Origin of the sequence: Ruegeria sp., assembly GCF_965243365.1 — a bacterium.
Classification (GTDB): Bacteria; Pseudomonadota; Alphaproteobacteria; order Rhodobacterales; family Rhodobacteraceae; genus Ruegeria.
This window is the reverse complement of sequence record NZ_CBDEUW010000002.1, coordinates 1,604,925-1,628,984: the sequence shown is the minus strand read 5'-3', so window position 1 is coordinate 1,628,984 and position 24,060 is coordinate 1,604,925. Positions and strand designations below refer to the sequence as shown.

General features: G+C 58.2%; 24 protein-coding genes. 10 read left to right on the top strand and 14 right to left on the bottom strand.

What is annotated here, in order from left to right; all coding sequences use genetic code 11:
- Nucleotides 1-27: 27 nt before the first annotated feature.
- Nucleotides 28-1,299: a transcription termination factor Rho gene (gene rho / locus ACP0GE_RS11770; protein ID WP_424832137.1), complete on the bottom strand. Its 1,272-nt coding sequence runs from the start codon at nt 1,297-1,299 to the stop codon at nt 28-30.
- A gap of 127 nt (nt 1,300-1,426) precedes the next feature.
- The gene (locus tag ACP0GE_RS11765; protein WP_424832136.1) at nt 1,427-1,876 is read right to left on the bottom strand and encodes a CopD family protein; all 450 of its coding nucleotides are present in this window, start codon (nt 1,874-1,876) and stop codon (nt 1,427-1,429) included.
- Between the two features lie 405 nt (nt 1,877-2,281).
- Here ACP0GE_RS11765 and ACP0GE_RS11760 point away from each other — a divergent pair, with 405 nt between their 5' ends.
- The 4 genes from ACP0GE_RS11760 to dnaQ are packed head-to-tail and all read left to right on the top strand — an operon-like array spanning nt 2,282 to nt 5,016.
- A complete protein-coding gene (locus tag ACP0GE_RS11760; protein WP_424832135.1) occupies nt 2,282-2,881 on the top strand; it encodes a Maf family protein in 600 nt (199 codons plus the stop codon).
- Nucleotides 2,878-3,711 (top strand): shikimate dehydrogenase, encoded by an 834-nt coding sequence (locus tag ACP0GE_RS11755; RefSeq protein ID WP_424832134.1) that lies wholly within the window; start codon nt 2,878-2,880, stop codon nt 3,709-3,711. Before ACP0GE_RS11760 ends, ACP0GE_RS11755 begins: the two co-directional genes overlap by 4 nt.
- Entirely contained in the window at nt 3,708-4,301 is a 594-nt protein-coding gene (coaE, locus tag ACP0GE_RS11750) for a dephospho-CoA kinase (RefSeq protein ID WP_424832133.1), read from the top strand. The genes ACP0GE_RS11755 and coaE overlap by 4 nt, the downstream gene beginning before the upstream one ends.
- Nucleotides 4,294-5,016: a DNA polymerase III subunit epsilon gene (dnaQ, locus tag ACP0GE_RS11745; RefSeq protein ID WP_424832132.1), complete on the top strand. Its 723-nt coding sequence runs from the start codon at nt 4,294-4,296 to the stop codon at nt 5,014-5,016. Before coaE ends, dnaQ begins: the two co-directional genes overlap by 8 nt.
- A 25-nt stretch (nt 5,017-5,041) precedes the next feature.
- Here dnaQ and secB read toward each other — a convergent pair whose 3' ends face one another.
- Both secB and ACP0GE_RS11735 read right to left on the bottom strand, forming a co-directional pair.
- Nucleotides 5,042-5,539 (bottom strand): protein-export chaperone SecB, encoded by a 498-nt coding sequence (secB, locus tag ACP0GE_RS11740; RefSeq protein WP_424832131.1) that lies wholly within the window; start codon nt 5,537-5,539, stop codon nt 5,042-5,044.
- A gap of 54 nt (nt 5,540-5,593) precedes the next feature.
- Nucleotides 5,594-6,094 carry an FxsA family protein gene (locus ACP0GE_RS11735; RefSeq protein ID WP_424832130.1) on the bottom strand — a complete coding sequence of 167 codons (501 nt, stop codon included), beginning with the start codon at nt 6,092-6,094 and terminating at the stop codon, nt 5,594-5,596.
- A 107-nt stretch (nt 6,095-6,201) separates the two neighbouring features.
- Between ACP0GE_RS11735 and ACP0GE_RS11730 the strand changes: the two genes are divergently transcribed.
- Genes ACP0GE_RS11730 through ACP0GE_RS11720 form a run of 3 tightly spaced genes read left to right on the top strand, consistent with a single transcriptional unit; the run spans nt 6,202 to nt 8,485 of the window.
- Entirely contained in the window at nt 6,202-6,861 is a 660-nt protein-coding gene (locus ACP0GE_RS11730; RefSeq protein WP_424832129.1) for a Tim44/TimA family putative adaptor protein, read from the top strand.
- Nucleotides 6,858-7,898 (top strand): murein transglycosylase A, encoded by a 1,041-nt coding sequence (locus tag ACP0GE_RS11725; RefSeq protein WP_424832128.1) that lies wholly within the window; start codon nt 6,858-6,860, stop codon nt 7,896-7,898. The genes ACP0GE_RS11730 and ACP0GE_RS11725 overlap by 4 nt, the downstream gene beginning before the upstream one ends.
- Nucleotides 7,898-8,485 carry a Smr/MutS family protein gene (locus ACP0GE_RS11720; RefSeq protein ID WP_424832127.1) on the top strand — a complete coding sequence of 196 codons (588 nt, stop codon included), beginning with the start codon at nt 7,898-7,900 and terminating at the stop codon, nt 8,483-8,485. Before ACP0GE_RS11725 ends, ACP0GE_RS11720 begins: the two co-directional genes overlap by 1 nt.
- On the opposite strand, the gene ACP0GE_RS11715 is transcribed toward ACP0GE_RS11720, so the two are convergent.
- From ACP0GE_RS11715 to hslU, 3 genes are all read right to left on the bottom strand, one after another.
- Nucleotides 8,482-9,702 (bottom strand): MFS transporter, encoded by a 1,221-nt coding sequence (locus ACP0GE_RS11715; protein WP_424832126.1) that lies wholly within the window; start codon nt 9,700-9,702, stop codon nt 8,482-8,484. The genes ACP0GE_RS11720 and ACP0GE_RS11715 overlap by 4 nt on opposite strands.
- Complete coding sequence (locus ACP0GE_RS11710; protein ID WP_424832125.1) at nt 9,699-10,796, bottom strand: alpha/beta hydrolase; 1,098 nt, start codon at nt 10,794-10,796, stop codon at nt 9,699-9,701. Before ACP0GE_RS11710 ends, ACP0GE_RS11715 begins: the two co-directional genes overlap by 4 nt.
- A 108-nt stretch (nt 10,797-10,904) precedes the next feature.
- Complete coding sequence (gene hslU, locus ACP0GE_RS11705) at nt 10,905-12,212, bottom strand: ATP-dependent protease ATPase subunit HslU (protein WP_424832124.1); 1,308 nt, start codon at nt 12,210-12,212, stop codon at nt 10,905-10,907.
- Between the two features lie 196 nt (nt 12,213-12,408).
- Between hslU and ACP0GE_RS11700 the strand changes: the two genes are divergently transcribed.
- Entirely contained in the window at nt 12,409-12,810 is a 402-nt protein-coding gene (locus ACP0GE_RS11700; RefSeq protein ID WP_424832123.1) for a DM13 domain-containing protein, read from the top strand.
- A gap of 105 nt (nt 12,811-12,915) precedes the next feature.
- Nucleotides 12,916-14,157, top strand: a complete 1,242-nt coding sequence (locus ACP0GE_RS11695; RefSeq protein WP_424832122.1) for an MFS transporter — start codon at nt 12,916-12,918, stop codon at nt 14,155-14,157.
- On the opposite strand, the gene hslV is transcribed toward ACP0GE_RS11695, so the two are convergent.
- On the bottom strand, nt 14,149-14,706 hold the full coding sequence (hslV, locus tag ACP0GE_RS11690; RefSeq protein WP_424832121.1) for an ATP-dependent protease subunit HslV: 558 nt from the start codon (nt 14,704-14,706) through the stop codon (nt 14,149-14,151). The genes ACP0GE_RS11695 and hslV overlap by 9 nt on opposite strands.
- 197 nt (nt 14,707-14,903) lie before the next feature.
- On the opposite strand from hslV, the gene ACP0GE_RS11685 reads away from it, so the two are divergent.
- Nucleotides 14,904-15,098, top strand: a complete 195-nt coding sequence (locus ACP0GE_RS11685) for a DUF1127 domain-containing protein (protein ID WP_424832120.1) — start codon at nt 14,904-14,906, stop codon at nt 15,096-15,098.
- 150 nt (nt 15,099-15,248) lie between these two features.
- On the opposite strand, the gene trxA is transcribed toward ACP0GE_RS11685, so the two are convergent.
- Genes trxA through tsaE form a run of 6 tightly spaced genes read right to left on the bottom strand, consistent with a single transcriptional unit; the run spans nt 15,249 to nt 24,057 of the window.
- On the bottom strand, nt 15,249-15,569 hold the full coding sequence (trxA, locus tag ACP0GE_RS11680) for a thioredoxin (RefSeq protein WP_424832119.1): 321 nt from the start codon (nt 15,567-15,569) through the stop codon (nt 15,249-15,251).
- 60 nt (nt 15,570-15,629) lie between these two features.
- The gene (gene addA / locus ACP0GE_RS11675; RefSeq protein ID WP_424832118.1) at nt 15,630-18,986 is read right to left on the bottom strand and encodes a double-strand break repair helicase AddA; all 3,357 of its coding nucleotides are present in this window, start codon (nt 18,984-18,986) and stop codon (nt 15,630-15,632) included.
- Complete coding sequence (gene addB, locus ACP0GE_RS11670) at nt 18,983-21,910, bottom strand: double-strand break repair protein AddB (RefSeq protein WP_424832117.1); 2,928 nt, start codon at nt 21,908-21,910, stop codon at nt 18,983-18,985. The genes addA and addB overlap by 4 nt, the downstream gene beginning before the upstream one ends.
- Nucleotides 21,903-22,589, bottom strand: coding sequence for a nucleotidyltransferase family protein (locus tag ACP0GE_RS11665; protein WP_424832116.1), 687 nt, complete (start codon nt 22,587-22,589; stop codon nt 21,903-21,905). Before ACP0GE_RS11665 ends, addB begins: the two co-directional genes overlap by 8 nt.
- Nucleotides 22,586-23,590: an aminoglycoside phosphotransferase family protein gene (locus ACP0GE_RS11660; RefSeq protein WP_424832115.1), complete on the bottom strand. Its 1,005-nt coding sequence runs from the start codon at nt 23,588-23,590 to the stop codon at nt 22,586-22,588. The genes ACP0GE_RS11665 and ACP0GE_RS11660 overlap by 4 nt, the downstream gene beginning before the upstream one ends.
- Nucleotides 23,587-24,057: a tRNA (adenosine(37)-N6)-threonylcarbamoyltransferase complex ATPase subunit type 1 TsaE gene (tsaE, locus tag ACP0GE_RS11655; protein WP_424832114.1), complete on the bottom strand. Its 471-nt coding sequence runs from the start codon at nt 24,055-24,057 to the stop codon at nt 23,587-23,589. The genes ACP0GE_RS11660 and tsaE overlap by 4 nt, the downstream gene beginning before the upstream one ends.
- Nucleotides 24,058-24,060: the final 3 nt, after the last annotated feature.

Sequence of the window (24,060 nt, the reverse complement as noted above, 5' to 3'; positions counted from 1 at the left end):
AAGGCCTCGCGTCAGTTAAGACCTGTGTCAGGTGTTCATCGAATCGAAGAACTCACCGTTTGTCTTGGTCTGCTTCAACTTCGACAACAGGAACTCGATGGCGTCGGTCGTGCCCATCGGGTTGAGGATGCGGCGCAGAACGAAGGTCTTGGCCAGATCACCCTTGTCGACCAGCAGGTCTTCTTTCCGCGTACCGGACTTGAGGATGTCGATGGCCGGGAACACACGCTTGTCTGCAATCTTGCGATCCAAAACGATTTCCGAGTTACCGGTGCCTTTGAATTCTTCGAAGATCACTTCGTCCATCCGGCTACCGGTGTCGATCAGCGCGGTGGCGATGATGGTTAGTGAGCCACCTTCTTCGATATTCCGCGCGGCACCAAAGAAACGCTTAGGTCTTTGTAGCGCGTTTGCGTCCACACCGCCGGTCAGAACCTTACCTGAGGATGGAACCACAGTGTTAAACGCCCTACCAAGTCTTGTGATAGAATCGAGAAGAATAACAACATCTCGTTTATGTTCGACCAGACGCTTGGCTTTTTCGATCACCATCTCGGACACGGCCACGTGGCGCGTCGCCGGCTCGTCAAAGGTCGAGGACACAACCTCGCCCTTCACCGAACGCTGCATGTCGGTCACCTCTTCCGGGCGTTCGTCGATCAGCAGAACGATCAGATAGCACTCAGGATGGTTCTGTTCGATCGAATGCGCGATGTTCTGCAGGATCACTGTCTTACCGGTCCGCGGCGGCGCGACGATCAGAGAACGCTGACCTTTACCGATGGGTGCGACCAGGTCGATCACACGGGCCGATTTGTCCTTAATGGTCGGATCCTCGATTTCCATCTTCAGACGCTCGTCTGGATACAGAGGCGTCAGGTTGTCAAACAGGATTTTGTGCTTGGCCTTCTCAGGATCTTCAAAGTTGATCTTGGTGACCTTTGTCAGCGCAAAGTAACGCTCGTTCTCGTCCGGCGCCTTAATTTCGCCTTCGACCGTGTCGCCGGTGCGCAGCGAATGCTGACGGATCATATCAGGAGAAACATAGATGTCATCAGGACCCGGCAGATAGTTCGCCTCGGGCGAGCGCAGGAAGCCAAAGCCGTCCTGCAGCACTTCCAACACACCATCGCCGCCGACGGTCCAGCCCTCATCCGCGCGTTCGCGCAGGATCTGGAACATCATCTCGCCTTTCCGCATGGTCGAGGCGTTTTCGATCTCCAGCTCTTCGGCCATCGCCAGAAGGTCTTTGGGGCTTTTGGCCTTCAGATCAGCCAGATTCAGGGATTCTGTTGTCATGATGGATACGAACCTTGGCCGTATGAATGACGGCACCACAGTGAAATTTCAGTACGGAAGATACGCCGCCCGGACGGGCGTGTTGCGCAGTAAATAAGCACTTACTTAGTGAGAGTCAAATAGCCCCTCAGAACTTCAGAACGACCGCCAGAACAATGATCACCATAAGAACGGTCGGAACCTCATTCATCATGCGGTACTGTCGCCCTGTGAGCTTATTTTGGCCCTCAGCAAAATCTTTTCGCCGCGCCATCAGCCAGTGATGAAACCAGGTCATCGCAATCACCGCAGCGCCTTTGACCCAGGGCCATGCAAAATCCCATCCGACGATGCCCGGTGTGAAGACCATGATCAGGCCACAGACCCATGCCACGATCATCGCGGGGCGCATGATGACACGCAGCAGCTTTTCTTCCATTTCAAAGAAGATGAATTCCGCTCCGTCAACGCTCTGAGCCTTTTCCACGTGATAGACGAACAGTCTGGGTAAATAGAACAGGCCGGCCATCCAAGAAATAACCGCCATAATATGAAGCGTCTTCACCCATGGATACACTGTGAAAAGAAAATCGGTCATTCCGGCTCCGGGCTTTGCTCGGAACTCTCCCTAATAAAAAAATAAGAAAAGAAAAAGGATGATGGTTTTGTAGGGGGACTGAAATCCGTGGATTACTTTTTTGTTCAAGCCTTTTCCCCAGCTTGGATAAGTTCCAAGAGTACGATAGTGATTCTGTGAGTTCCGAAAATATATGTTTAAAAACAATAGCATAATTAACAATACAGCATCCATAATTGTGGATAACCCTTGGAGTATCGCCGGATAATTGGTTTATCCCAAAGAACCGACTTATCCTTGTCCCAACGGGACAGAGTTCGAGCGACTCATGGAAGTTTTTCGCGAAACTCCCGGGGTTGCGTGTCAACCGGAAAACCATACAAACCACCCCAGAAGATTCATTGATTTGCACACGGGGTTTTCCACATGACTGTCCCCATAGTTCTGGCCTCGGGCTCTGAAATTCGCGCGCAGTTGCTGCGCAATGCAGGTGTGCCGTTTACGGTTCAGATCGCGCGTGTGGATGAGGATACCGCCAAGCGCGCTTTGCTGGCCGAAGACGCTGCACCCCGCGATATTGCCGACACGCTGGCCGAGATGAAAGCGCGCAAGGTCAGCGATAAATCCCCCGGAGCGATGGTTCTGGGCTGCGATCAGGTTCTGGATTTCGAAGGTCGACTACTGTCCAAACCTGAAACACCCGAGGATGCACTGGCGCAGCTAAAAGCGATGCGCGGGCAGCGCCATATGTTGTTGTCGGCTGCTGTTGTTTACCAAAACGGCGAACCGATCTGGCGTCACGTGGGACAGGTCCGATTGCGGATGCGGATGAGCTCTGACGCATATCTGCGCGATTATGTATCGCGCAACTGGGACAGCATTCGCCACGCGGTTGGGGCCTATAAGCTGGAAGAAGAAGGCGTGCGCCTGTTTGCGACCATTGACGGCGACTACTTTAATGTCTTGGGTATGCCCCTGTTGGAGCTGCTGAATTTTCTGGCCGTCAAAGGGGTGATCGATCAATGACAGAAAACCGAATTCCTTTGGCCGGGGTGATTGGCCACCCGATCGCGCATTCAAAATCTCCTGTTTTGCATGGTCATTGGCTGAAATCCTACGGGCTGGCCGGGCATTATATTCCCATGGACGTAACACCAGCAGATCTGGAAACGGTTTTACGTACCCTTCCAAAGGCAGGATTTGTCGGGGCAAATGTTACGGTGCCTCATAAAGAGGCCGCCTTGCGTCTGGCAGATCATGTCTCAGACCGGGCGTCGGTGATCGGGGCCGCGAACACTCTGGTCTTTCGCGAGGACGGATCGATTCATGCGGACAATACCGATGGTTACGGTTTCATGCAGAACCTGCGCAGCGGAGCACCGGATTGGAACCCGCCGGACGGCCCAGCCGTTGTTTTTGGTGCTGGTGGGGCGGCCCGTGCGGTACTGCAAGCGTTGGCCGAGGCTGGCGTACCCGAGATTCTGCTGACCAACCGTACAAGGGCGCGGGCGGATCATCTGAAAGAAGAATTCGGCCAGCGCATCACCGTGGTCGATTGGGTGCAGGCCGGAAATGTCATCGAAAACGCTGAGCTGGTGGTTAACACGACCTCTCTGGGCATGCAGGGGCAACCGGAATTACGTGTGCCGCTGGATGGATTGCAGCCCGGGGCGGTTGTAACCGATCTGGTCTATGCGCCACTGAAAACCCATCTGCTGCAAACCGCCGAAGAGGCAGGGTGTACCACTGTCGATGGCCTTGGCATGCTGCTGCATCAGGCCGTTCCGGGTTTTGAGCGTTGGTTTGGTGTCCGGCCTGAGGTGGATGCCAACCTGCGCGCGGCTGTTCTGGCATGAGTTTTGCGCTTGGTCTGACGGGCTCCATCGGGATGGGCAAAAGCACAACGGCGCAGATGTTTGTCGAGGAAGGCTGTGCGCTGTGGGATGCGGATGCGGCTGTGCATAGACTCTATTCAAGGGGCGGAGCAGCCGTTCAGCCGATGCAGGCGGCCTTTCCGAATGCTATTGCCGATGGGGCCGTCAGCCGGGATGCACTGAGGAAGATCATCGCGCAAGACCCCACGGCGTTGCAACGGATCGAAGCTATCGTTCACCCTTTGGTGGCAGACGATCGCGCCGCGTTTCGCGCGAGTTCAGAGGAAGACATTCTGGTTTTCGACATCCCGCTGCTGTTTGAAACAGGCGGGGATGCGGCGATGGATGCAGTCGCCTGTGTCTCAATCCCGGCAGAAGAACAAAAGCGTCGCGTTATGGCACGTGGTACGATGAGCGAGGCGCAATTTGAGCAGATCCGGGCCAAGCAGATGCCCAATGCGGAAAAATGTGCGCGGTCGGATTACGTGATCGTAACGGATACTCTGGACCACGCTCGCGCTCAGGTGCAGGATGTGGTCAGGCAGATACGGGCGGGGTTGGCAGATGCGTGAGATCGTACTTGATACCGAAACCACGGGTTTCGATCCCGAAAGCGGCGACCGGATTGTCGAGATTGGTGCGGTTGAATTGTGGAACCACGTAGCGACCAGCAAAACCTACCACGTCTACATCAACCCGGAACGATCGATGCCGGATGAGGCTTTTGGCGTTCACGGAATCGGCCCAGACCTGTTGGAACCTCCGCGCGCCGCCCAGGCCGGAGAGGTTACGCTGAAAGACAAACCTGTCTTTGCCAAGGTCGGTCAGGAGTTTCGCGATTTCGTCGGCGACGCAAAACTGGTGATCCACAACGCGTCTTTTGACATGAAATTCCTGAATGCTGAACTGGGCTGGATGGGCGTGCCGCTGATCCCGATGGATCAGGCCATCGACACGCTGGCCATCGCGCGCAAACGTTTTCCCGGCTCACCAGCATCGCTGGATGCGTTGTGTCGCCGCTTTGGCATCGATAACTCAAACCGGGTACTGCACGGCGCGCTTCTCGACTCTGAGATTCTGGCCGAGGTCTATCTGGAACTGATCGGTGGCCGGCAGCCGGATTTTGGCCTGTCCGCCTCTGCCTCTGGCGCATCGGGGACTGGTGAGGATTGGCGCCCGACACAGCGGCCCACCCCGCTGCCATCCCGGATTACCGAGGCAGAACAGACTGCACATCAGGATTTTGTGGAAAAGCTGGGCGAAAACGCCCTGTGGACCCGCGCCTGAGCCCTGCCCGGCGCGGGTCGAAGGCTTAAGCTTCGGCTTTCTGCGCTTCGGCCTGGCGGCGCATCAGCTCGTTGCGGTACAGCGCAACAAAATCGATGTTGTCCAGGTTTACCGGCGGGTAACCGCCATCGCGGGTCACGTCACTGACGATGCGGCGCAGGAACGGGAACAGCATCCGCGGGCATTCGATCATCAGGAAGGGGTGCAGCTGATCTTCCGGCACACCTTCGATGTGGAACAGGCCGCAGTAGTCGATCTCGAACACAAACAGGACGTCTTCCAGACCTTTGGCCTTGGATTTCAGGTTCAGCTTGATCGCCACTTCGTACTGATGATCGACGGTGCGTTTTTTCGCGTCCAGATTCACCTGAACGGCGATTTCGGGCTGAACCTCGCCTGACACGCCTTTCTGCGCCATGACGTTTTCGAAAGACATGTCGCGGATGAACTGGGACAGAACGCGCATCTGAACCTGCGGGGCGGCTTGGGCCGCAGTGTTTTCCTGGGTGCCTTCTTCGGCCATGGAACTACTCCAAAAATGAAATTCGCCACTGCTTAACAAGTTGGGCGGGACACCTCAATGCTGGAGCGGCCCTTCGACCCATTTCGAAGGCTGCGCAGGGTCCTTTTTCGGCCGAACCTCGGAAAACTCGCCATCTATGATGTCCCCGTCGTCGAACGGTGCGCTGTCAGATCGGAACTGTGCCCCGGTCCCCATCTGGAATTGCGTGATTGTCATACGGGATTTGAGGTATCGGAAAACCGCCACGCGTATGCCAGGAACCAGAAGGGCGAATCCAATTGCATCTGTAAAAAACCCAGGCGTCAGCAACAACACGCCAGACAACAGGATCATCGCACCATGGGCCAACGGCTCGGTCGGATCGTCCAGTTCGGCAAAGGATCGCTGAAGGTTTGCCAGGGCCAAGCGCCCCTGCGTTCGTACCAACACAGTACCCAGAACCGCCGTCAGAACCACGATGGCAAGGGTCGGCCACAGGCCGATTAAGCCGCCAACCTGTATGAACAGGGCGATCTCGACAATCGGAACCAATAAAAATGCCAGAAACAGGTACATTTGGGTTATCCTTTAGCGTAGGCCGGGATGTGGACTTGCCACCAACTGTCACCTACATAGTGGCATGAGGCCGCGTATACAAAGTCGCGGTCTGAAAAGAGGATGAAATGAACGAACCGATGATCCAGTTGCTGGTCCTGGCCGGAATTGCCGTTTTCCTGATCCTGCGCCTCAAAAGCGTATTGGGTACGCGTGAGGGTTTTGAAAAGCCGCCGCTGCAACAGCAGCCTGACACCAACAAGTCGCGCCGTGACTTTGAGGTGATCGAGGGCGGCCCAGATCACGATATTACTGACCACGTGCCGGAAGGCAGCGAACAGGCCGAGACATTTGCTGCAATGAAACGGATTGAGCCGGCGTTTTCAGTCAGTGAGTTTGTTCAGGGCGCGCGCGGTGCCTATGAGATGATCGTAATGGGCTTCGAAAAGGGCAACCTGAACGAAATCCAGCCGTTCCTGTCAGAAGAAGTGTTTGAGACCTTTGTTTCCGTCGTGTCCGCCCGCGAAGATCAGGGCCTGACAATCGAGGCCGAATTTATCGGGGTGCGGGAAACATCCGTGTCAGATATATCGTTCGACAAGGATACCAACCACGCAGAAATCACCATGAAATTCGTGGGTGAACTGACGTCGGTTGTACGCGACCGTGGCGGGGATATCGTTGAGGGCAGCCCCAACACCGTCAAACGGCAAAAGGACAGCTGGACCTTTGCCCGCGTGATGGGCTCGGACGACCCGAACTGGCTGCTTGTTGCCACGGACGCATGATTGCCACGCTCCGGTCGCTTTTTCTGGTGGGCGCAATGACCACAGCCAGCGTTGCCGGAGCCGAGGCGACGCGATCCATTCTGACGTTTGATGCATTGGATGGCTGGGCTGCGGACGATCATGGCGCGGCCCTTTCCGTCTTTCTGAACACCTGCAAGGATCTGGATAACCCGGATTGGCAGGCCCTGTGCCGGGTTGCCCAGACGTATGACTCGGATGCCGCCCGCTCTTTCTTTGAGCTGTTTTTCCGCCCTGTTCTGATCGAAGACGGCAAGGATGCTCTGTTCACGGGGTATTTTGAGCCCGAGCTGGATGGATCGAAAACCCGGACGGACAAGTTTCGCTACCCCCTTTACAAAATGCCGCCCGAGGCACGCGCCACTGACAAATGGTTCAGCCGTCGAGAGCTTCTGACCAGTGGTGTGATGTCTGGTCGTGGGTTGGAAATCGCATGGGTCGATGACCCGGTCGAGCTGTTCTTTCTGCAAATCCAGGGCTCGGGCCGCATTCGTTTACCCGATGGCAGCGCCCTGCGGGTTGGGTATGGGGGTGCGAACGGACATCCTTACCGCTCGATCGGGGCTGAACTGATACGGCGCGGCGCACTGAGTGCACATCAGGTTAGCGCGCAGATGATCCGCGCCTGGGTTCGTAAGAATCCGGAAGACGGAGCAGAGCTGCTGTTCCACAACCCCTCTTATGTGTTCTTTCGGGAAGTGACTCGCGTGGCGCCCGAGCTGGGGCCGCTGGGTGCGATGAACCGATCCGTGACCACAATGCGCAGCATTGCGGCTGATCCGGCTTATACGCCCTTGGGTGCGCCGGTCTGGGTTGAAAAGGACGGCAAGGAACCAATCCGCCGGTTGATGATCGCACAGGATACAGGGTCGGCGATCAAGGGTGCGCAGCGGGCGGATATTTTCTTTGGTACCGGGGATGAGGCCGGAAAGGCTGCCGGTCGCCTGAAAGATCCGGGACGCATGGTGGTGCTACTGCCCATTCAACGCGCCTATGCGCTGTTGCCGGATGAGTTCTGATGCCCCGGCGCAAACTGACGACAGAAGAGATCGAGCTATGGCGCAAGGTCGCCAAACAGGCTGAGCGGTTGCACCCCGACATCCCTCAGACCATCCACCCGACCACCTTGCCCAAGCCTAAACCCTCCAAGACGCCCAAATCCCGGATCGAGGCGTTTGAGCTGGGACAGAAGGTACAGGCCAAGCCATCCCGGAATAGCCTGAAACCCTCGGTTACGGAAAGCCTGCGCGCAAGCCCGGTGCAGATGGACATCAAGGCCTTCGGCCGCATGAAACGCGGCAAGCTGAAGCCCGAAGGCAAAATCGACCTGCACGGAATGCGCGTGGATACGGCACACCCTGCATTGGTCCGGTTCATTCTGACAGCGCAGGCGCAAGGCAAGCGGTTGGTTCTGGTGATCACCGGCAAAGGCAAGGACCGGGATGAGCCCGGTCCGATTCCTACCCCACGCGGCGTCTTGCGCAATCAGGTGCCGCACTGGCTGTCCATCCCTCCGTTGGCGCAAGCCGTGATGCAGGTCGCACCTGCCCATATCAGCCATGGGGGTGACGGGGCCTATTACGTTTACCTGCGCCGCACCCGTTAGAGGTTACGTGCGGCGCGATGGATTCCGAACCAGACGGACAAGCAAGACAGGATGAAGAACCCCGCAATCCAGAGGAACTGAGCCTCCAGCGGGACGCCAAGATCGATTGACACACCTGTCAGACCCGGCCCGATGGCTGACCCCAGAACCATAAGTGCCGTTGCCATGGCCTTGATCCCGCCGATATGGCGGGTGCCGTAGAATTCGGCCCAAAAGGCGCTGGGCAATGTACCGTAGGCCCCAACGGTCACGGCCAGGACCGTCAGGCCTAAAAGTGCCCCGCCAATCGTTTCGGTCAGCGCCAAAAGGACGAATCCAATTGCCATTGGCACTTGAAAAACCGGCATCAGGCGCGCGGTGCCCCATTTGTCCAACGCCCAACCCGAGGTGATCATCGCCAGAATGGAAACCCCGGTATAAGCTGGAAACAAGGTCACCAGTTGGATATGTTCCCAGCCTTTGACGGCAGCCAGATGGACCTGATGAAAGAAAAGCGCGGTCAAAAAGGCCGATGGGCCCATGAAAGCCGGGACCATGAACCAGAAAAGCGGATGAAACAGCGTTTCTTTCCGTGTCCAGTGGTGCCCATCCATCCCTGTTGAAGACGCGGTTTCAGAAAGGCTTTGCGGGGTGCGTTCCCGCCGCAACAGGCGTATCAGAACCGGAATGCCCAGTGCCGTGATCGCCGCCGCAAGAATCCATAACCATCGCCAGTCCATCATTGTCATGGCCGCAACGAAACTAAGCGGCAGCACAATCTCTCCGATGGCGAAACCAAGTGTGGCGATGGACAAGGCTCGACCCCGCGTCGCGGTGAACCATCGGGCCATGGCTACCATCGCGATATGCACGCTCATGCCCTGCCCGAACAGACGTAGCATAAAGATCACGACAGGCAGCAGCAGCACCATTGTATTCAGTGCCATCGCCAGTGCTGCTATCATCAAACCGGCTAAAATCCACGGTCCCAGCGCGCGAACGCGGAAGATGTCGGTCAGCCCACCAGCCCAGATCATCACAAGCGCCGATGCGGTGGTGCCCAGAGAGTAGAGACCGCCCCACGCCCCATGGCTCAGCCCGAACTCAGTTCGGATTTCACCCGCAAAGATCGAGATGAAGAAAGTCTGCCCAAAGCTGGACAGAAAAGTCAGCAGGACCCCTGCGCCCAACCACGTCGCGTTCTGTGAAAGATACTGGCGCAGGCGGAACTGCGTCACGGTGGGCTGACCTCGGCATCTCCGGTTTCGGTCAGAACGATCTCGGTTGCGCCATCGGGGTTTCGCTGGCTTTCCGGCACCAGAGCATCAACGCCCGAACGCCCCTCGCCGAATGTCCGGCCAACACGCCGCACGGAATTGAGGATCGACAACAGCGCGGGCGAAGTTGCCGCCACGAAATGAGACGATCCGGCATCGGCGGCGAATGCGGTCGTGTCGATCACATCGATCGGATATTCGGACAACGCGTCAATCGAGCTGATATTGCCCAGCCGTTTGCTGTCGGGTGTCCCGCGTAGCCGGGCGGATATGTTCAGGATTTTGTCTTTCTGCGACACCATCACCACAAAGGGTTGCGGCGGGTTTTTGATGCTGCTCATTTGAGATCGAAACACATCGACATCCAGATCGGGTGAGATCAGAAAGACCCCCTCAAGATTGCGATTGGACCAGCCCGGCGATTTCAGTTCAGCCTGACGCATCATCTCCATCGACAGGGCGCCGCCCATCGAATGTGCCACCAGAATTATTCGTTTCACACCAATGGATTTCAGTTCGCGAATGGTTTGTTCCAACCCGTCGCGGGCAAACAGCATGCTGTCCAGATCATAGGCATACCCCGCCCCACGGGCCTGACTGGGCCAGGAATAGATCAGGATCGATCCGGGGATTTCGATATCATGCGCCAACTGTGCGGCCCGGAACGCCGTTTCTGTGTGCGTTGAATTGTACCCATGAACAAAGATGGTCACGTCATCCTCGCCGCGCAGCTGTTGCGCCAGATCCTGTGGACCAGAAAACTCCTCGACCCCAGCCAGAACAAATTGTTTGTCCGGTTTTGGATTCGCGTAGGAAAATTCCAGATTTCCGGGTGTATGGGTCGGTGGGATCGAGATCGTCATTTCTTGATATCGAAGGCCGTCGCCCCGACTGGCGTTATAAGTTCCATCGGAGTTCCGTCCCCGAGTAGTCGCGGCATAGACGGTTTTCGGGGTCCCGACCTCCAATGCTGAAGGCAGCGTGACCGAAACAGATCGGTCGACGCAGGCACCGAGGGTCACAACGGCAAACAGGGCAATGAAAGGACGCAGCACGGGCAAGACCTCAAGAAATGTGTCTTTGCCACGGATAGCGATTTCTGGTCGCAGGTCCAGTGATGACGGTCGCGCTGCCCTCAATAGGCAGCGGAAACCGGCTGGGTGTTACAGAACGTAGCGGCTGAGATCCATAGATTTCGTCAGCTCGCCCAGATTGTCCTCGACAAACTGCGCATTCACCGTGATCTCGACCCCGGCCTGATCCGGTGCGTTGAACGAGAGTTCCTCAAACACCCGCTCCATCACTGTATAAAGCCGCCGGGCGCCAATGTTTTCGACGCTCTGGTTTACGTCCGCTGCAATGCGGGCCAGCGCTGCGATGCCGTTATCGGTAAAATTCACAGTGACCTCTTCCGTGCCCATCAGCGCGGTGTACTGACGGGTCAAGGCGTTATCAGTCTCGGTCAGGATGCGGACGAAATCTTCTTCGGTCAGGGCGCGCAGTTCGACGCGGATCGGCAGGCGGCCCTGAAGCTCGGGCAGCAGGTCCGAGGGTTTGGCGATGTGGAATGCACCCGAGGCGATGAACAGGATATGGTCGGTTTTAACGGCACCGTATTTGGTTGATACGGTGGTGCCTTCGATCAGAGGCAACAGGTCGCGCTGCACCCCTTCCCGGCTCACATCGCCACCACGCGCATCCGAGCGGGCGCAGACCTTGTCGATCTCATCCAGAAACACGATGCCGTTCTGTTCCACCGATTCCAGAGCCACGCGGTTGACGGTTTCATCATCCAGCAGCTTGTCGGCCTCTTCCCCGATCAGTGCGTCGTAGCTTTCAGCGACGGTCATGCGTTTCTTGACGGTGCGCCCGCCAAGGGCTTTGCCAAAGATATCGCCCAGATTCATCATGCCCATCTGGCCACCCGGCTGGCCGGGAATGTCGAACATTGGCATCGGGTTTGACGTATCCGAAAGCTCCAGCTCGATCACCGTGTCGTCCAGCTCCCCCGCTTTAAGCTTCTTACGGAACATCTCGCGCGTGCCTTCGCGGGCATCCTCGCCTGCGATTGCGGCGATCACGCGATCCTCGGCGGCCTGATGCGCGCGCGCCTTCACATCCTCGCGCATATATTCGCGGGTCTGAATGATCGCCGCATCGGCCAAATCGCGCACGATCTGTTCCACGTCGCGACCGACATAGCCGACCTCGGTAAATTTGGTCGCCTCAACCTTGATAAAGGGTGCGCGGGCGAGTTTGGCCAGACGGCGGCTGATCTCGGTCTTGCCGACGCCAGTAGGGCCAATCATCAGGATGTTCTTGGGATAGACCTCGTCCCGGATATCATCCGCCAGCTGCTTGCGCCGCCAGCGATTGCGCAGCGCCACGGCCACGGCGCGCTTGGCGTCTTTCTGTCCGATGATAAAGCGGTCCAGTTCCGAGACGATCTCGCGCGGGGTCAGGTCGGTCATGTGCATTCTATCCGTTGTTTCGCAGCGGAACCTAATCATAAGCCGGGAAAACACAAGTCGATCACGGCAAGATCACGGCAACTCACAGAAAGCACACGCCTTTTCGTGGTGATGTGAATCGCCTTTCCGGCACGGCCTGCTGCATAACCACACGAAGGGCACCACAGCCCGTATCAAACTATGGAGATACCTCATCATGATGACTCGCCGCTCACTTTTTGTGAAAGCTGCTGCCACCGGCGCAGCCCTGACTCTGGCCAGCACAGGCGTTGCTTTGGCCGGTGGCGCCAAAAAGAAAGGTACGTTCGAGGGCCGTTCGAACCACATCACGTCCGGGTCCGTGAAACTGGTTAAAGATGGAGACCGTTACATTGTCGAACTCGGCGAAGATTTCTCGCTGGATGGTGGCCCCGACCCGCGCGTGGCCTTTGGCAAGGATGGCGCCTATGCCCCGGACAGCAAGCTTGGCGCCTTGCTGAACCTGACGGGCAAGCAATCTTATGCAGTGCCGCCCACCATGGATGTTTCGGGCTACAATGAGGTTTACATCTGGTGCGAAGTTGCCGGTGTGCCGCTGGGTGTCGCAACTCTGAACTAAAATCTGTGGTCAGAGGTCGGATCTCCCGGCCTCTGTCACTTTGTTAGGTAACATAAGGTTAGTCTGTTACACTCGCCCCAAGCTATTGGAACCGGGGGCGTTTTAATGACTAAGATTGCCAAGATCACCTTGCTGTTTGTGGTGTTTGTGGACCTGATCGGACAAGGGTTGGTCTTTCCCATCATCAATTCGCTGATCATGGAAACCAAGTCCGGCTTTCTGCCCGACAGTACACCCGTAGGACGCCGTCATTTCTATTATGGGTTGGTGATTGGGTGTTTCTTTCTGTCCTGGTTTTTGGGTGTTGTCTATGTTTCCAAGGTCTCGGATTCCATCGGGCGCAAGAACGCGCTGTTGGTCTGCCTGGGCGGGGCGCTCGTTGGATATGCCCTGACGATTGTAGCGCTGTTTTTGAACAGCCTCTTGCTGCTGATCATCGGCCGTTCGATCACCGGCTTCACCGCCGGAAATCAGCCGATCGCCCAGGCGGCGATGATCGACGGCAGTACCGATGCAGCCGACCGGGACCGTAACATGGGGTACATCGTCACCGGCGTCAGCTTTGGTCTTGTCGGCGGCCCGATCATCGGAGCGGTTCTGTCAGACGCAGCCCTGCTGGGCGGCTTTGCCACACTGAAAACCCCATTCTATGGCGCATTTGTTCTGGTGCTGATCGCCATCTTCCTGGTCCTGTTCTTCTTCAGGGATACCCGGACCGAGCGTGAGCCCTTTGTCTTTCGCCCCCGCGATATCACCGACAGCCTGATTGCCGTGCGTGACCACCCGTTGGTTTTGAAGATCATGCCGGTCTATGCGTTGTTCATGATTGCCAACGTCACCTTCTACGTGTTCGTCGATAACTTCCTGACCAGCGCTTGGGGCTATGGCGTGGTCGGGGGCAGTATGGCGATGGTAACCATTGGCTTTGCGCTGGCGTTTTCCAGCACCTTCCTTGTGAAACCGGCGCAGCAACGTTTCAGTAAACATGCCATCATCCATGCGTCCCTGATGACCATGGTCGTTTGCGGCTTTGCTTTCGCCTTCAGCCCAAGTGGCGTGTTGAGTTTCGTGCCGGTCTTCTTCTTCTATTTCTTCTTCGGCGTGTCATACCCGACCCTTCTGGGCCTGTTCTCTTCAGCGGTCGGCGAGGCTGATCAGGGTTGGGTCATGGGGGTCACAACCGCCGTCTTCTGCCTGGCGGGTGGGGTTATGTCTTTGATCGGAGGCGGATTGATGAGCATCGATATCCGCGTGCCCTACTACATCGTGATCACTGCCGCGATCCTTGGTCTGGTCGCGATGCAACTGCGCTGGAAAGGCAAAGAGATCAGGACATTGTTAGCCTAAGATCGTCTCAACCGTCAGGTTGCCGTTGGTATAGACGCAGATGTCGGCGGCAATCGCCATGGCTTCGCACGCCACCTGCTCGGCGGGTTTGTCGCTGTCCATCATCGCGCGGGCAGCGGCCAGGGCGAAATTGCCGCCCGATCCGATGGCGGCCACGTTGTGTTCAGGCTCCAGCACGTCCCCTGCCCCGGTGATCACCAGAAGATCCTTGCCGTCAGTCACGATCAGCATTGCCTCAAGCTTTTGCAGATACTTGTCGGTGCGCCAGTCCTTGGCCAGTTCTACCGAAGCGCGGGCCAATTGTCCGGGCGTGGCCTCCAGCTTGGATTCCAGCCGCTCTAGCAGGGTAAAGGCGTCGGCGGTCGATCCCGCGAAGCCCGCGACAACCTCGAATCCACCCGGCGACAGGCGGCGCACCTTGCGCGCGGTCCCTTTGATCACCGTCTGGCCCAGGCTGACCTGCCCGTCCCCGGCGATGACGACCTGCCCACCTTTTTTGACGCCAATGATGGTCGTGCCGTGCCATCCGGGAAATTCGCTGTCTGCCATAAAAGCCTCCGTACTCTGTGGCACCCTATATGGGCCGGGGCCGCAAATGGCGCAACCCGTTCCGGAACTGCCCAAAAGATATGCAAAAAATGCAGATCGGGGCTGTCGAACAAGCAATTGTGAGTCCCGGCGTTTGATCCTAAATGAGCCTCACAACCGACAACGGGTCGGCTGTTTCACATATAAGGACTGCGCACATGGCAACTACAGCTAACATTCATGCGCCGCTCGGAGCAGCTACCATCCTGCACGTAGTGGACGCGTTCACCGGCATCTTCGACCGCATCGTCGAATGGAATGCCTCGCGTAAAACCCGCAACCTGCTGTCGGACCTGACCGACTCTCAGTTGGACGATATCGGTCTGACACGCGCGGATATCGCGAAACTCTGATCCACAGATCAGATCACAGATCAGAAGCAGCCGCCCGGATTTCCGAGCGGCTTTTTCTTTGCCAGTTTCGTCCGCATTTTGTCCTTCGCCCCCGCAAAGAAAAGGGCGCCTGCGATGAGGCGCCCTTTGATACGTGCAGATCAGATCAAATCAGATGGATTCGTCAATCCAGCTCTGCAGGGCGGCCTTTGGTGCCGCGCCCGCCCGGTTCGAGACAACCTGACCATCCTTGAAGATGAATAGCGCCGGGATACCGCGCACGCCCATGGCGGCCGCCGCGTTCGGGTTGCTGTCAACATCGACCTTGGCGATCTTAACCTTGCCACCGTACTCGGTTGCCAGCTCTTCCAGAGCGGGGCCGATCTGCTTACAGGGGCCACACCATTCGGCCCAGAAATCTACAACAACTGGGACGTCCGAGTTCTTGACCTCGGCGTCAAAGGTTTCGTCGGTTACGGCTACGGTCGACATATTCTGTCTCCTGGATGGGGAATGCTTGGGGTCAGAACGTAGGTGCCGCGATTTGGGAGGTCAAGACACCCCTGCCCGTTGCAGCGCTTGTGTCACAACTTCGTGCGGCAACCACATCAATTGCGCGGTCCGAGTCCAGAGGATCGCGGTTCTGATTTCGCGTCCGGGATAAATCTGCGCCAGTGTATATGCGTAAGCCCCCATTTGCCGCAACAGGCCCTCGGGGCAGGTTTCAGCAGATGCGGGAACCGTTGCGTTTGTTTTGAAATCAATGATTTGCACGGCGGATTCGCTGACGATCAGGCGGTCGATCACCCCGTGGATACGCGTACCGTTCAGGTCTGCTGAAACCGGAACCTCGGCCAGGGCGCCCGCGTTGAATATGTATGACAGGTGATCTGCTGTCAGAACGTTGGCGGCCTCGCTCAAAAGCTCTTGCAGGGTGTCGTCTTGCATATCCGGTATCAACCGGGCGCAAAGCTGGGGCCAATCATCGGGTTGCGCGGTTGGCAAATGCTCCAACAAAAGATGCAGACGGGTCCCACGTCGCTTGGCGGCCTCTTCATCCTGACCGTCATCCCCCGGCAAAGCCTTGGCTCCCCCCAGATCGGAGGGGCTGATCGAGGTCTGTGGTTCGGCGGGTGGCGGTGGTGCGGCGTGGAAAAGATCGGGCATGGCCTCAATCTTTGGCCGTGATTCAGTGTGCGTGGCGATGGGCAGCCCATCCCAATCCCCATGCGCCAGTCTCAGCGTTTCGGCGCCTTCGACCGGTGTCGCCCCGGCTTGCGTCATGGCGGCCTGTACCAGTTGATACCAACTGGTTCCGTCTGTGCCGACATCACCCGCGGCGGCAACAATGAGCCACTTTTCAGCCCGTGTTAGAGCCACATAGAGCAGCCGCAACCGCTCATTTTCTTCTCGGCTCCGCGCCTCTTCGCGCGCCTTCGCAATCAGGCTGGGTGATGCGTCCGCGGGTACTTTCCACAGCGGCACCCTATCAGCGACCATGATCTCGGCATCCCGCGGCGGCTGTCGCTTGCCTGTATCCGGCAGGATCACGATCGGCGCTTCCAACCCTTTTGAGCCGTGCACGGTCATCACCCGGATCATATTGCCAACGCCGGTCATCTGGCGCTTGATTTCCAAATCGTCGGTCTGCATCCAGATCAGAAATCCGGTCAGGCTGGGAACATCCGTGCGCTCGTAGGCCAGCGCCTGAGACAGCAAAGCATTGATGCCGTCTTCTGCCTCAGCCCCCAGACGACCCAACAGCTTTTTGCGCCCTTCATGGCGGGTCAGTATGCGTTCGATCAGGTCGTAGGGGCGCAAAAAGTCGATTTGGCCCCGCAGATCGTTCAAAACGGTCAATGTTTCCGGGTATTCATCCGCGCGATTGCGCAGGGCCGTCCACAAATACGTATCGGTCCGGCGATGTGCCAGATCAAACAACGCCTGTTCCGACCAGCCAAACAGCGGAGACTTCAGAACCGTGGCCAGCGACAGGCTGTCTTCGGGCGTGGCCAGAAAGCTTAACAGCGCGGCCAGGTCTTTGACGGCCAGTTCAGCGCCCACTTTCAGACGGTCGGCACCAGCAATAGGCAGCCCAGCAGATTTACAGGCGCGTATGATCTCGGCAAACAGATCGGACCGGCGCTGAACAAGGATCAGGAAATCCCCCGGTTGCACTTTGCGGCGTACAAACTGGCCGGGTGCCCCATCATCGGGGATCGTTTCACCCTTATCGATCATATCTTTGATCGAGCGCGCGATCTTGTCCGCCAACAATACGGTATGATGCCGAGCGCCCGGCCGGTCGACCGGGTCCGTCCAGTCGCCACCTTCCTCGTCTTCGGTCTTTTCGATCACCGGCCACAAGTCCACCCGACCTGGCAGATCGGCCTTGAAGGCGCGATGCTGAGCGTTCTTGTGAAACCCCGCAGAGGCGTGATTTTCGAACAGAATATCGACCAAAGACAGAATTGCGCTGGAGGATCGGAACGAAAACTCCAGCGTCGAATCCCACAGTTTAGAGCCTGATTCCTGCAATTTCCGCCCAAACTGCTCTCGCATCTGATCAAAAGCTTGAGGGTCTGCCCCCTGGAAGGAATAGATTGACTGTTTCTTGTCCCCGACGACAAAGATTGTACGCTCAACCCCGGACCGGGCCCCTTCCCCGCTGGTGAACTCCTGCGCGAGCTTTTCCACCACGTCCCACTGATCCGGGCTGGTATCCTGTGCTTCATCCACCAGAATATGATCGATACCCCCGTCCAGACGATACAGCACCCATTCCGCCACAGCCGGATCGTTCAGGACCTGTCTGGCGCGCAGGATCAGGTCGTCAAAGTCTAACCAGCCGCGCAATTGCTTGCGTCGTTCGTATTCCGGCAGGAAGGCGGCGGCGAAACGGTGCAAGACATGACTCTTCTGCGCTGCCACAAGGGCCAGACGTTTTTCACGCGCATCCTCGACCCGCTGCATTAGGGATTCGAGCTGCGGCATGCGATCAGCCAAAACCCCTTCGCGCAGGGCTTTTGTTGGAAAACTGTTTATCTTGGCCGTGAACGGCTCTTTCGCGGATTTTCCTGTCAAAAGAACATCTTCAAGGATTGGAAGACTGGCCATCTGAGCAGTTTTGAACTGCGCAAGCTTTGCAGCCGCCTTAGCATTGTTGCCGCCGCTTTCCGTTAACGCGGACAGCATGGATTGGATCAGATCAACCTCGCCCCCAAGGAAAACACTGCTCAGCAACACATCCTCGTCAAACCCGGCGGGCAACCCAAACCGGTCCAGTAGGCCAGGCCAGTCAAGCGTCTGAGAAAAAAGGCTTCGTTTGTTTGTAATGGCAGCGGTCAGCGCGTCAAAGCCGGCATCGGTGACAAATTGGGCGATGTCGTCGACCAAAGCGGATTGCGGGCCGTCAGCGAAATCCTCGACGATCTCCTCGCGCAGCAGGGCAGCGGCGCGGTCTTCCATCTCGGTAAACTGGGGGCTTACGCCAGCCTCCAGCGGAAAGCGGCGCAGCAGCGAGGCGCAGAAAGAGTGGATTGTCTGGATTTTCAACCCGCCCGGCGTCTCAATGGCGCGGGCAAACAATGTGCGCGCCTGGGCGAGGCTGGCCGGGTCGATGGTGCCTTCGATCCCAAGGTCCACCAACTGCGCGATCAGGTCATCGTCACTCAGCATTGCCCATTCGCCAAGGCGCTTGAACAGGCGGTTCTGCATCTCACTGGCGGCGGCCTTGGTGTATGTCAGGCACAGTATATGCTGCGGCTGCACGCCACCCAACAACAGCCGCGCCACGCGGTCCGTCAGAACGCGCGTCTTGCCGGACCCCGCATTTGCAGCCAGCCAGGTCGAGGCATCTGGTCGCGCAGCCTGCACTTGCCGCTCGGTTGCGTCGTTGCGGGGCGTCATGTCAGGTCCTCGGGGCGGGTTTCTGCGGTCCGGTCCCATTCGCCGAAGCGGGCCAGGTGATCATAGTCACCCGTGTCGGTATCCTTATGCAGCATACGTCGGGATGAGAAGCCCTGATCAGGCTCTAAATAGGCAGAAATCAACTGTTTTAGCTCGGACAGAACCTTGTCGGGCGGTTCTTCGGTCAGGGGGGCCAGCACCTCTTTATAAGCCCCGCCCATTCCGACAAAGATGGCCTGTGCAACGGGTGAGGGATCGAACCCGTCGATACCGCCCTGCTCGGCCAGCGCGGCCTCGATCAGCAGCTGTTTATCGAACTTCGCCTGCTGGCTTTGGGACGGTGGTGCGCCGGTCTTATAGTCGACAATCCGCAATGCGCCCCGGCTGTTTCGATCAATCCTGTCGGCCCGACCGCTGATCGTGAAATCCAGCGGGGCAAGCGTCAGGTTCATTTTGGCTTCGAACGCAACAGGACCGCCATCGGTTCTGCGCGCAGTTTCAGCGCTCAGAAACGCATCCGCGACCCGGGTCAGGCGGGCCAGCCATAATTTCCGCGCCGTGGTCCACGCCACATGGGTTTCCAGCAGGGATTCGGCCCGTCTGAGGAAGTTTTCGCGGGTCAACAAAGCAGCGTCCAACACGCTGTCCTTGATGAAATGTTCCAATATCTCGTGAATAACGATCCCGCGCAGCAGGGCATCGGGGGCCTGAACCAGTGGATCAAGGGGCCTAAGCCGTAGAACGTGCCTGGCGTAGATGGCGTAGGGGTCGCGGATCAGCCGTTTGATTTCGGTCACCGACAATCCGCGCGGACGGGCCGCGACCGGAGGCCGTGGAGACGGACGATGGGCCGCCGTCAAAGGTGGGGCATATTCCAAATCTTCAGACCAGCGCAGCCATTTTTGACCACGTTGGCGCATCCCCTCCAATGCTACAGGCCCTTCCTGTTTGGGCAAGCCCTGCAGCAGGTTGGTCAACCGGTTCAGCCAACGGGACGGCACGGTTTCCGCGTCATCAGATCGGGTGGCGCGGGTCAGCCAGACCTCGGGCGCGGCAATGGCTTGCTGAAAATCATGGGCCGACAGCCCGATCCTGCGTTCCGGCAGCAACAACCCGGCCTGATCGCGCATTTGGCGGTTCAGCCAGGGGTCCGGTGCAGCGGCCTCGGGCCAGCTGCCCTCGTTCAATCCGCCAAGAATCAGCAGATCCGCGCCCTGAACACGAGCCTCCAACGTGCCCCAGATCATGATCTGAGGGTGTGGTGCATCCCGATCCCGAACTTCTTCGCCCGCAAGCAGGGCGCCCAGAAGATCGGCGAAATCATGCGCTGTCATCGCGCCGCCATGTTCCGCCTCGTCTTCCAATGCGGTCAGCACGGACAGCGCCTTTTGTCCGGCATTCTTCTGCCACAAGGTGCCGGGTTCACCGGTCGTACCGGCCGAGATCGCCTCGGCCAATCCACGCAGGCGCGTGACCCAGTTCGACAACGGCAAGGAACCAATAACCTGCTGCTTGCAGAAATGAGCGATAAGCCACTGAACCCAGTTCTCGACCCCCTCCTTTCGGGCTGCAAAACCCGAAAGGCTTTCGGTGTCCGGAAACGGCGGGCCCTTGCGTCGCAGATCCAGTTCCAGATCACGGGTGTGCAGTAAATGCGTTCCGCGGCCACCGCCATCATGGCAAAGAGGGTGCTTTAGAAGGGTCAGCAGCGCCTCACCATCCAGCCGATGGGCAAACAGCCCGGCCACGTGGCGCAGGAATCGACCGGGTGGAGACAACTGCAAAGGCAGGCCGGCACTGTCATCCGGCAAGATACCCCAGCGATCCAATGCGGCGGTGACCTGACGAGTCAGCATCCGGTCGGGCGTGATCAGCGCGGCAGTCTGGCCGTCCTCGGCAGCTTGACGCAGGCGCAGCGCGATGGCGAGCGCCTCGGCCCGGGGCGATTGTGCCTCAACCAGGGTCAGGTCGTTTGCCGCACCGGTCAGATCAGTCAGGCGCGGACCTTCTGCCATCCAGGCATCTGTGATCGGGGCAGGGCGCAAGGCCAGTGAGATCAAGCGGTTACGCGCCGGTGACGGAGCTTGATCGTCGGTCCAGGCCAGGATTTGGTCCGGCGTCAGATCCAGTTCGCGCATCAGTTTGCGAAACCGGAATTGCGGATGGTCTTCGGACGTCAGCGCCTTATCCAGATTGCGCCAGACATGTTCGGGCTGATCGAAATCATAACCCGGCAGCACCAGCGCGCCTTGCGGTAATCGTGCCACCGCCTGCATCAGCATGAGGGTCGTGCCACGTGAACCGGTCGAGCCCGCGAGGATCACCGGGTGTTGCGGCGGGTCTTCCTGCCACTGCGCGATCAGCATTTCGACGACACGGCGTTGCCGCGCCTGAACGTCCAGTGTCTTGTCGTCGGTATCGATGAAGTAGTCCGCGATACCGATAAAGGCCTGCGCGCGGGCCCAATGGCCGGACATGTCGCTGACATCCAACTGCCGGATGGCGTCAGGTGAGACACCTTCGCCCTGCATCTCATCGATCAAGGCCGCCAGACTGTCAGACAGGTCAAACAGCGAGGATCTGGCGGCTAGATCCGGCTGCTGATCCAGCAGTTTGGCGATCAGCTGCGTAAGCTCCAATCTGCGGCGTAGCGGAGGAATGGCCGGGGGGATTCGCGCCAGATCAACGGTTTCGCCCAGATCGGTGACCAGTGACAGACGTGGCAGCAGGCAAGGCGGACCCTGATCGAACAAGTCCCGCACACGGCGGTCCATGCGGCGGGTATTCACCACCAGTTGTGCGCGCGCCAAGGCCTCGGGCGGTTGGTTAATGCAGCGTTGCCGCAGGCCATTCACCAAAGCCTTGGGAAAATCCACGCCCGGCGGGACGGCAAACACTCTTGGCGCGGTAGACGGGTCAAACATCGGCAATCAAACCCTCGGCCAGGCCGATCCCTTCGGGTCGGCCAACATCGCACCAGCGGCCGGGGTAGCGAAGCGCAAACAGGCGATCCTGCTGGTGCATCCGATCCCACAACAGATTCAGCGAGAACGCTCTTTCTGGGAACGTGTGCAGCCCATTCGTCTTCAGGATCTGAGCACCGCCATAAACCAGTCCCGGTCCGCGCGTAATCCGGCCATCCGCATCTGCGGTAAAATCGCCGGGCCCGGAATGGCCAATCGTCTGCCTTACCGGGATGCACATCAGCAGCGCATCCATCTTGTCAGGATTCCAGGCGTTTTTCAGCAAGGTCAACGGGTTGGGGCCAGACCAGATTGCGTCCGTATTCAAGGTGAACACAGGATCAGGGCCAAGCAGCGGCAATGCGGCCCTCAACCCGCCGCCAGTCTCCAGAATGTCAGGCGCTTCATGTGACAACAGAACGCCACGCGGTGACAGATGATCGGCAAGCTGATCGGCATGGTAATGCAGGTTCGCCACAATCCGGTCCGGCTGAACACCCTCCGCCAAATCCAGCGCATGGTCGACAAGAGGCTTTCCGGCCACGGGGATAAGGGGCTTGGGCCGGTTCCTAGTCAGCTCGCCCATACGTTTGCCGAACCCGGCGGCAAACAGCATGATGGCCTGCGGCGGTCGGGTCATTGTGCCCTCAGTCCGGCAAGGTTTTCGGGCGTTGGTTTTGGCAGCGAGTCGCGCAGCAGATCAGCCACCGGAACCAGCGCGGGATGTTCCAGATTGCGCATCAGATGCGTCCATGCCGCCGGTATCAGATCGACATAGTGTGGTTTGCCATAATCGGTTGCGAGTCGAGCAAACCCACCCAGAATGCGGAGGTTTCGCTGAACCCCAAGCACGCTATAGGCAGTTCGGAAATCGTGCGCATCGACACCCGTGGCCGAGATGTACCTGTCAATCATGCGCATTTCGATTCCGATGGGTACAGTTCGGCGCACATCCTGCAACAGCGACATCAGATCATAGGCCGGATGACACAGCATCGCGCTTTGGAAATCCAGCAAACCCACACGAGCGATCCCCTCGCGCTTGGGCAGCCAGATCAGGTTTTCCGCGTGATAGTCACGCTGCACCACAACACGCGTGCCGCCGGTTTCACGGTGCAGGATATCGGCAAAACGCAGTTCGAACCGGGATCGGGCGTCCGGGTCATGGGTGCCCAGAATGCCCTGCGCATATTTGGTAAAGGACAGTGCCGCATACTCGGTCATCAGCGCCGGGTCATAGCTGTCCAGCGACAGGCTGGGCGCAGCATGCAGATGGACCAGAACATCGGTGGCGGCGTCATACAAGGCGCGTTCTAATTCAGGTTTCTTTTTCAGCACCCGCGCGAACAGATCATCGCCCAGATCTTCGAGCAACAGAAAGCCATACTCGCTGTCCTCGGCATAGATTTCCGGGGCGCTCAGCCCGATGGAACGCAGATACTCGGACACGCGCACAAAAGGTGCAACGTCTTCACCTTTGTCCGGCGGCGCGTCCATCAGAACGGCAGTTCGCCCACTGTCCGGGTCGGTCAGTCGCTCGTAGCGCCGGTTCGATGCGTCACCAGCCAAAGGCGCGTGTGTCGCCTTGGCCCATGGTGTTTGCGCAATCAAAGCTTCGGCCAGAATTGCCCGGTTGGTCATGCGGCGGTCTCCAGCTTGCGCGCCCATTTCGGGTCAGTCCAGGAAAAATCCAACCGGCGCCAGTCATCGTCGTCGGGATTCGCCCGAAAGGCCAATGTCAGGGCCGATTCCGGGCGTACAGGCCCCAGTTTTTCGGGCCATTCGATCAGGCAGATACCGGTTTCGAACGCTTCGGTCAGGCCCAGCTCTTCTATCTCTTCTATGGCCGTCAGGCGGTAGAGGTCGGAATGCCAGATCTCTCCGATCTGTGTGTCATAGACCTGCACCAGCGTGAAAGTTGGTGAGGGGATATCCTCGGGGTCTGCCAAGACGGATTGAATCAGCGCGCGGGCGAAATGGGTTTTGCCGCTGCCGATGGGACCATTCAGCAACAGGACGTCGCCACGACTCAGATTGCCCCCCAAACGCGAGGCCAAAGCCGAGGTTTCTTCCGGGGAATTCAGTGAAATCGACAGCGAGGCATTCATGGC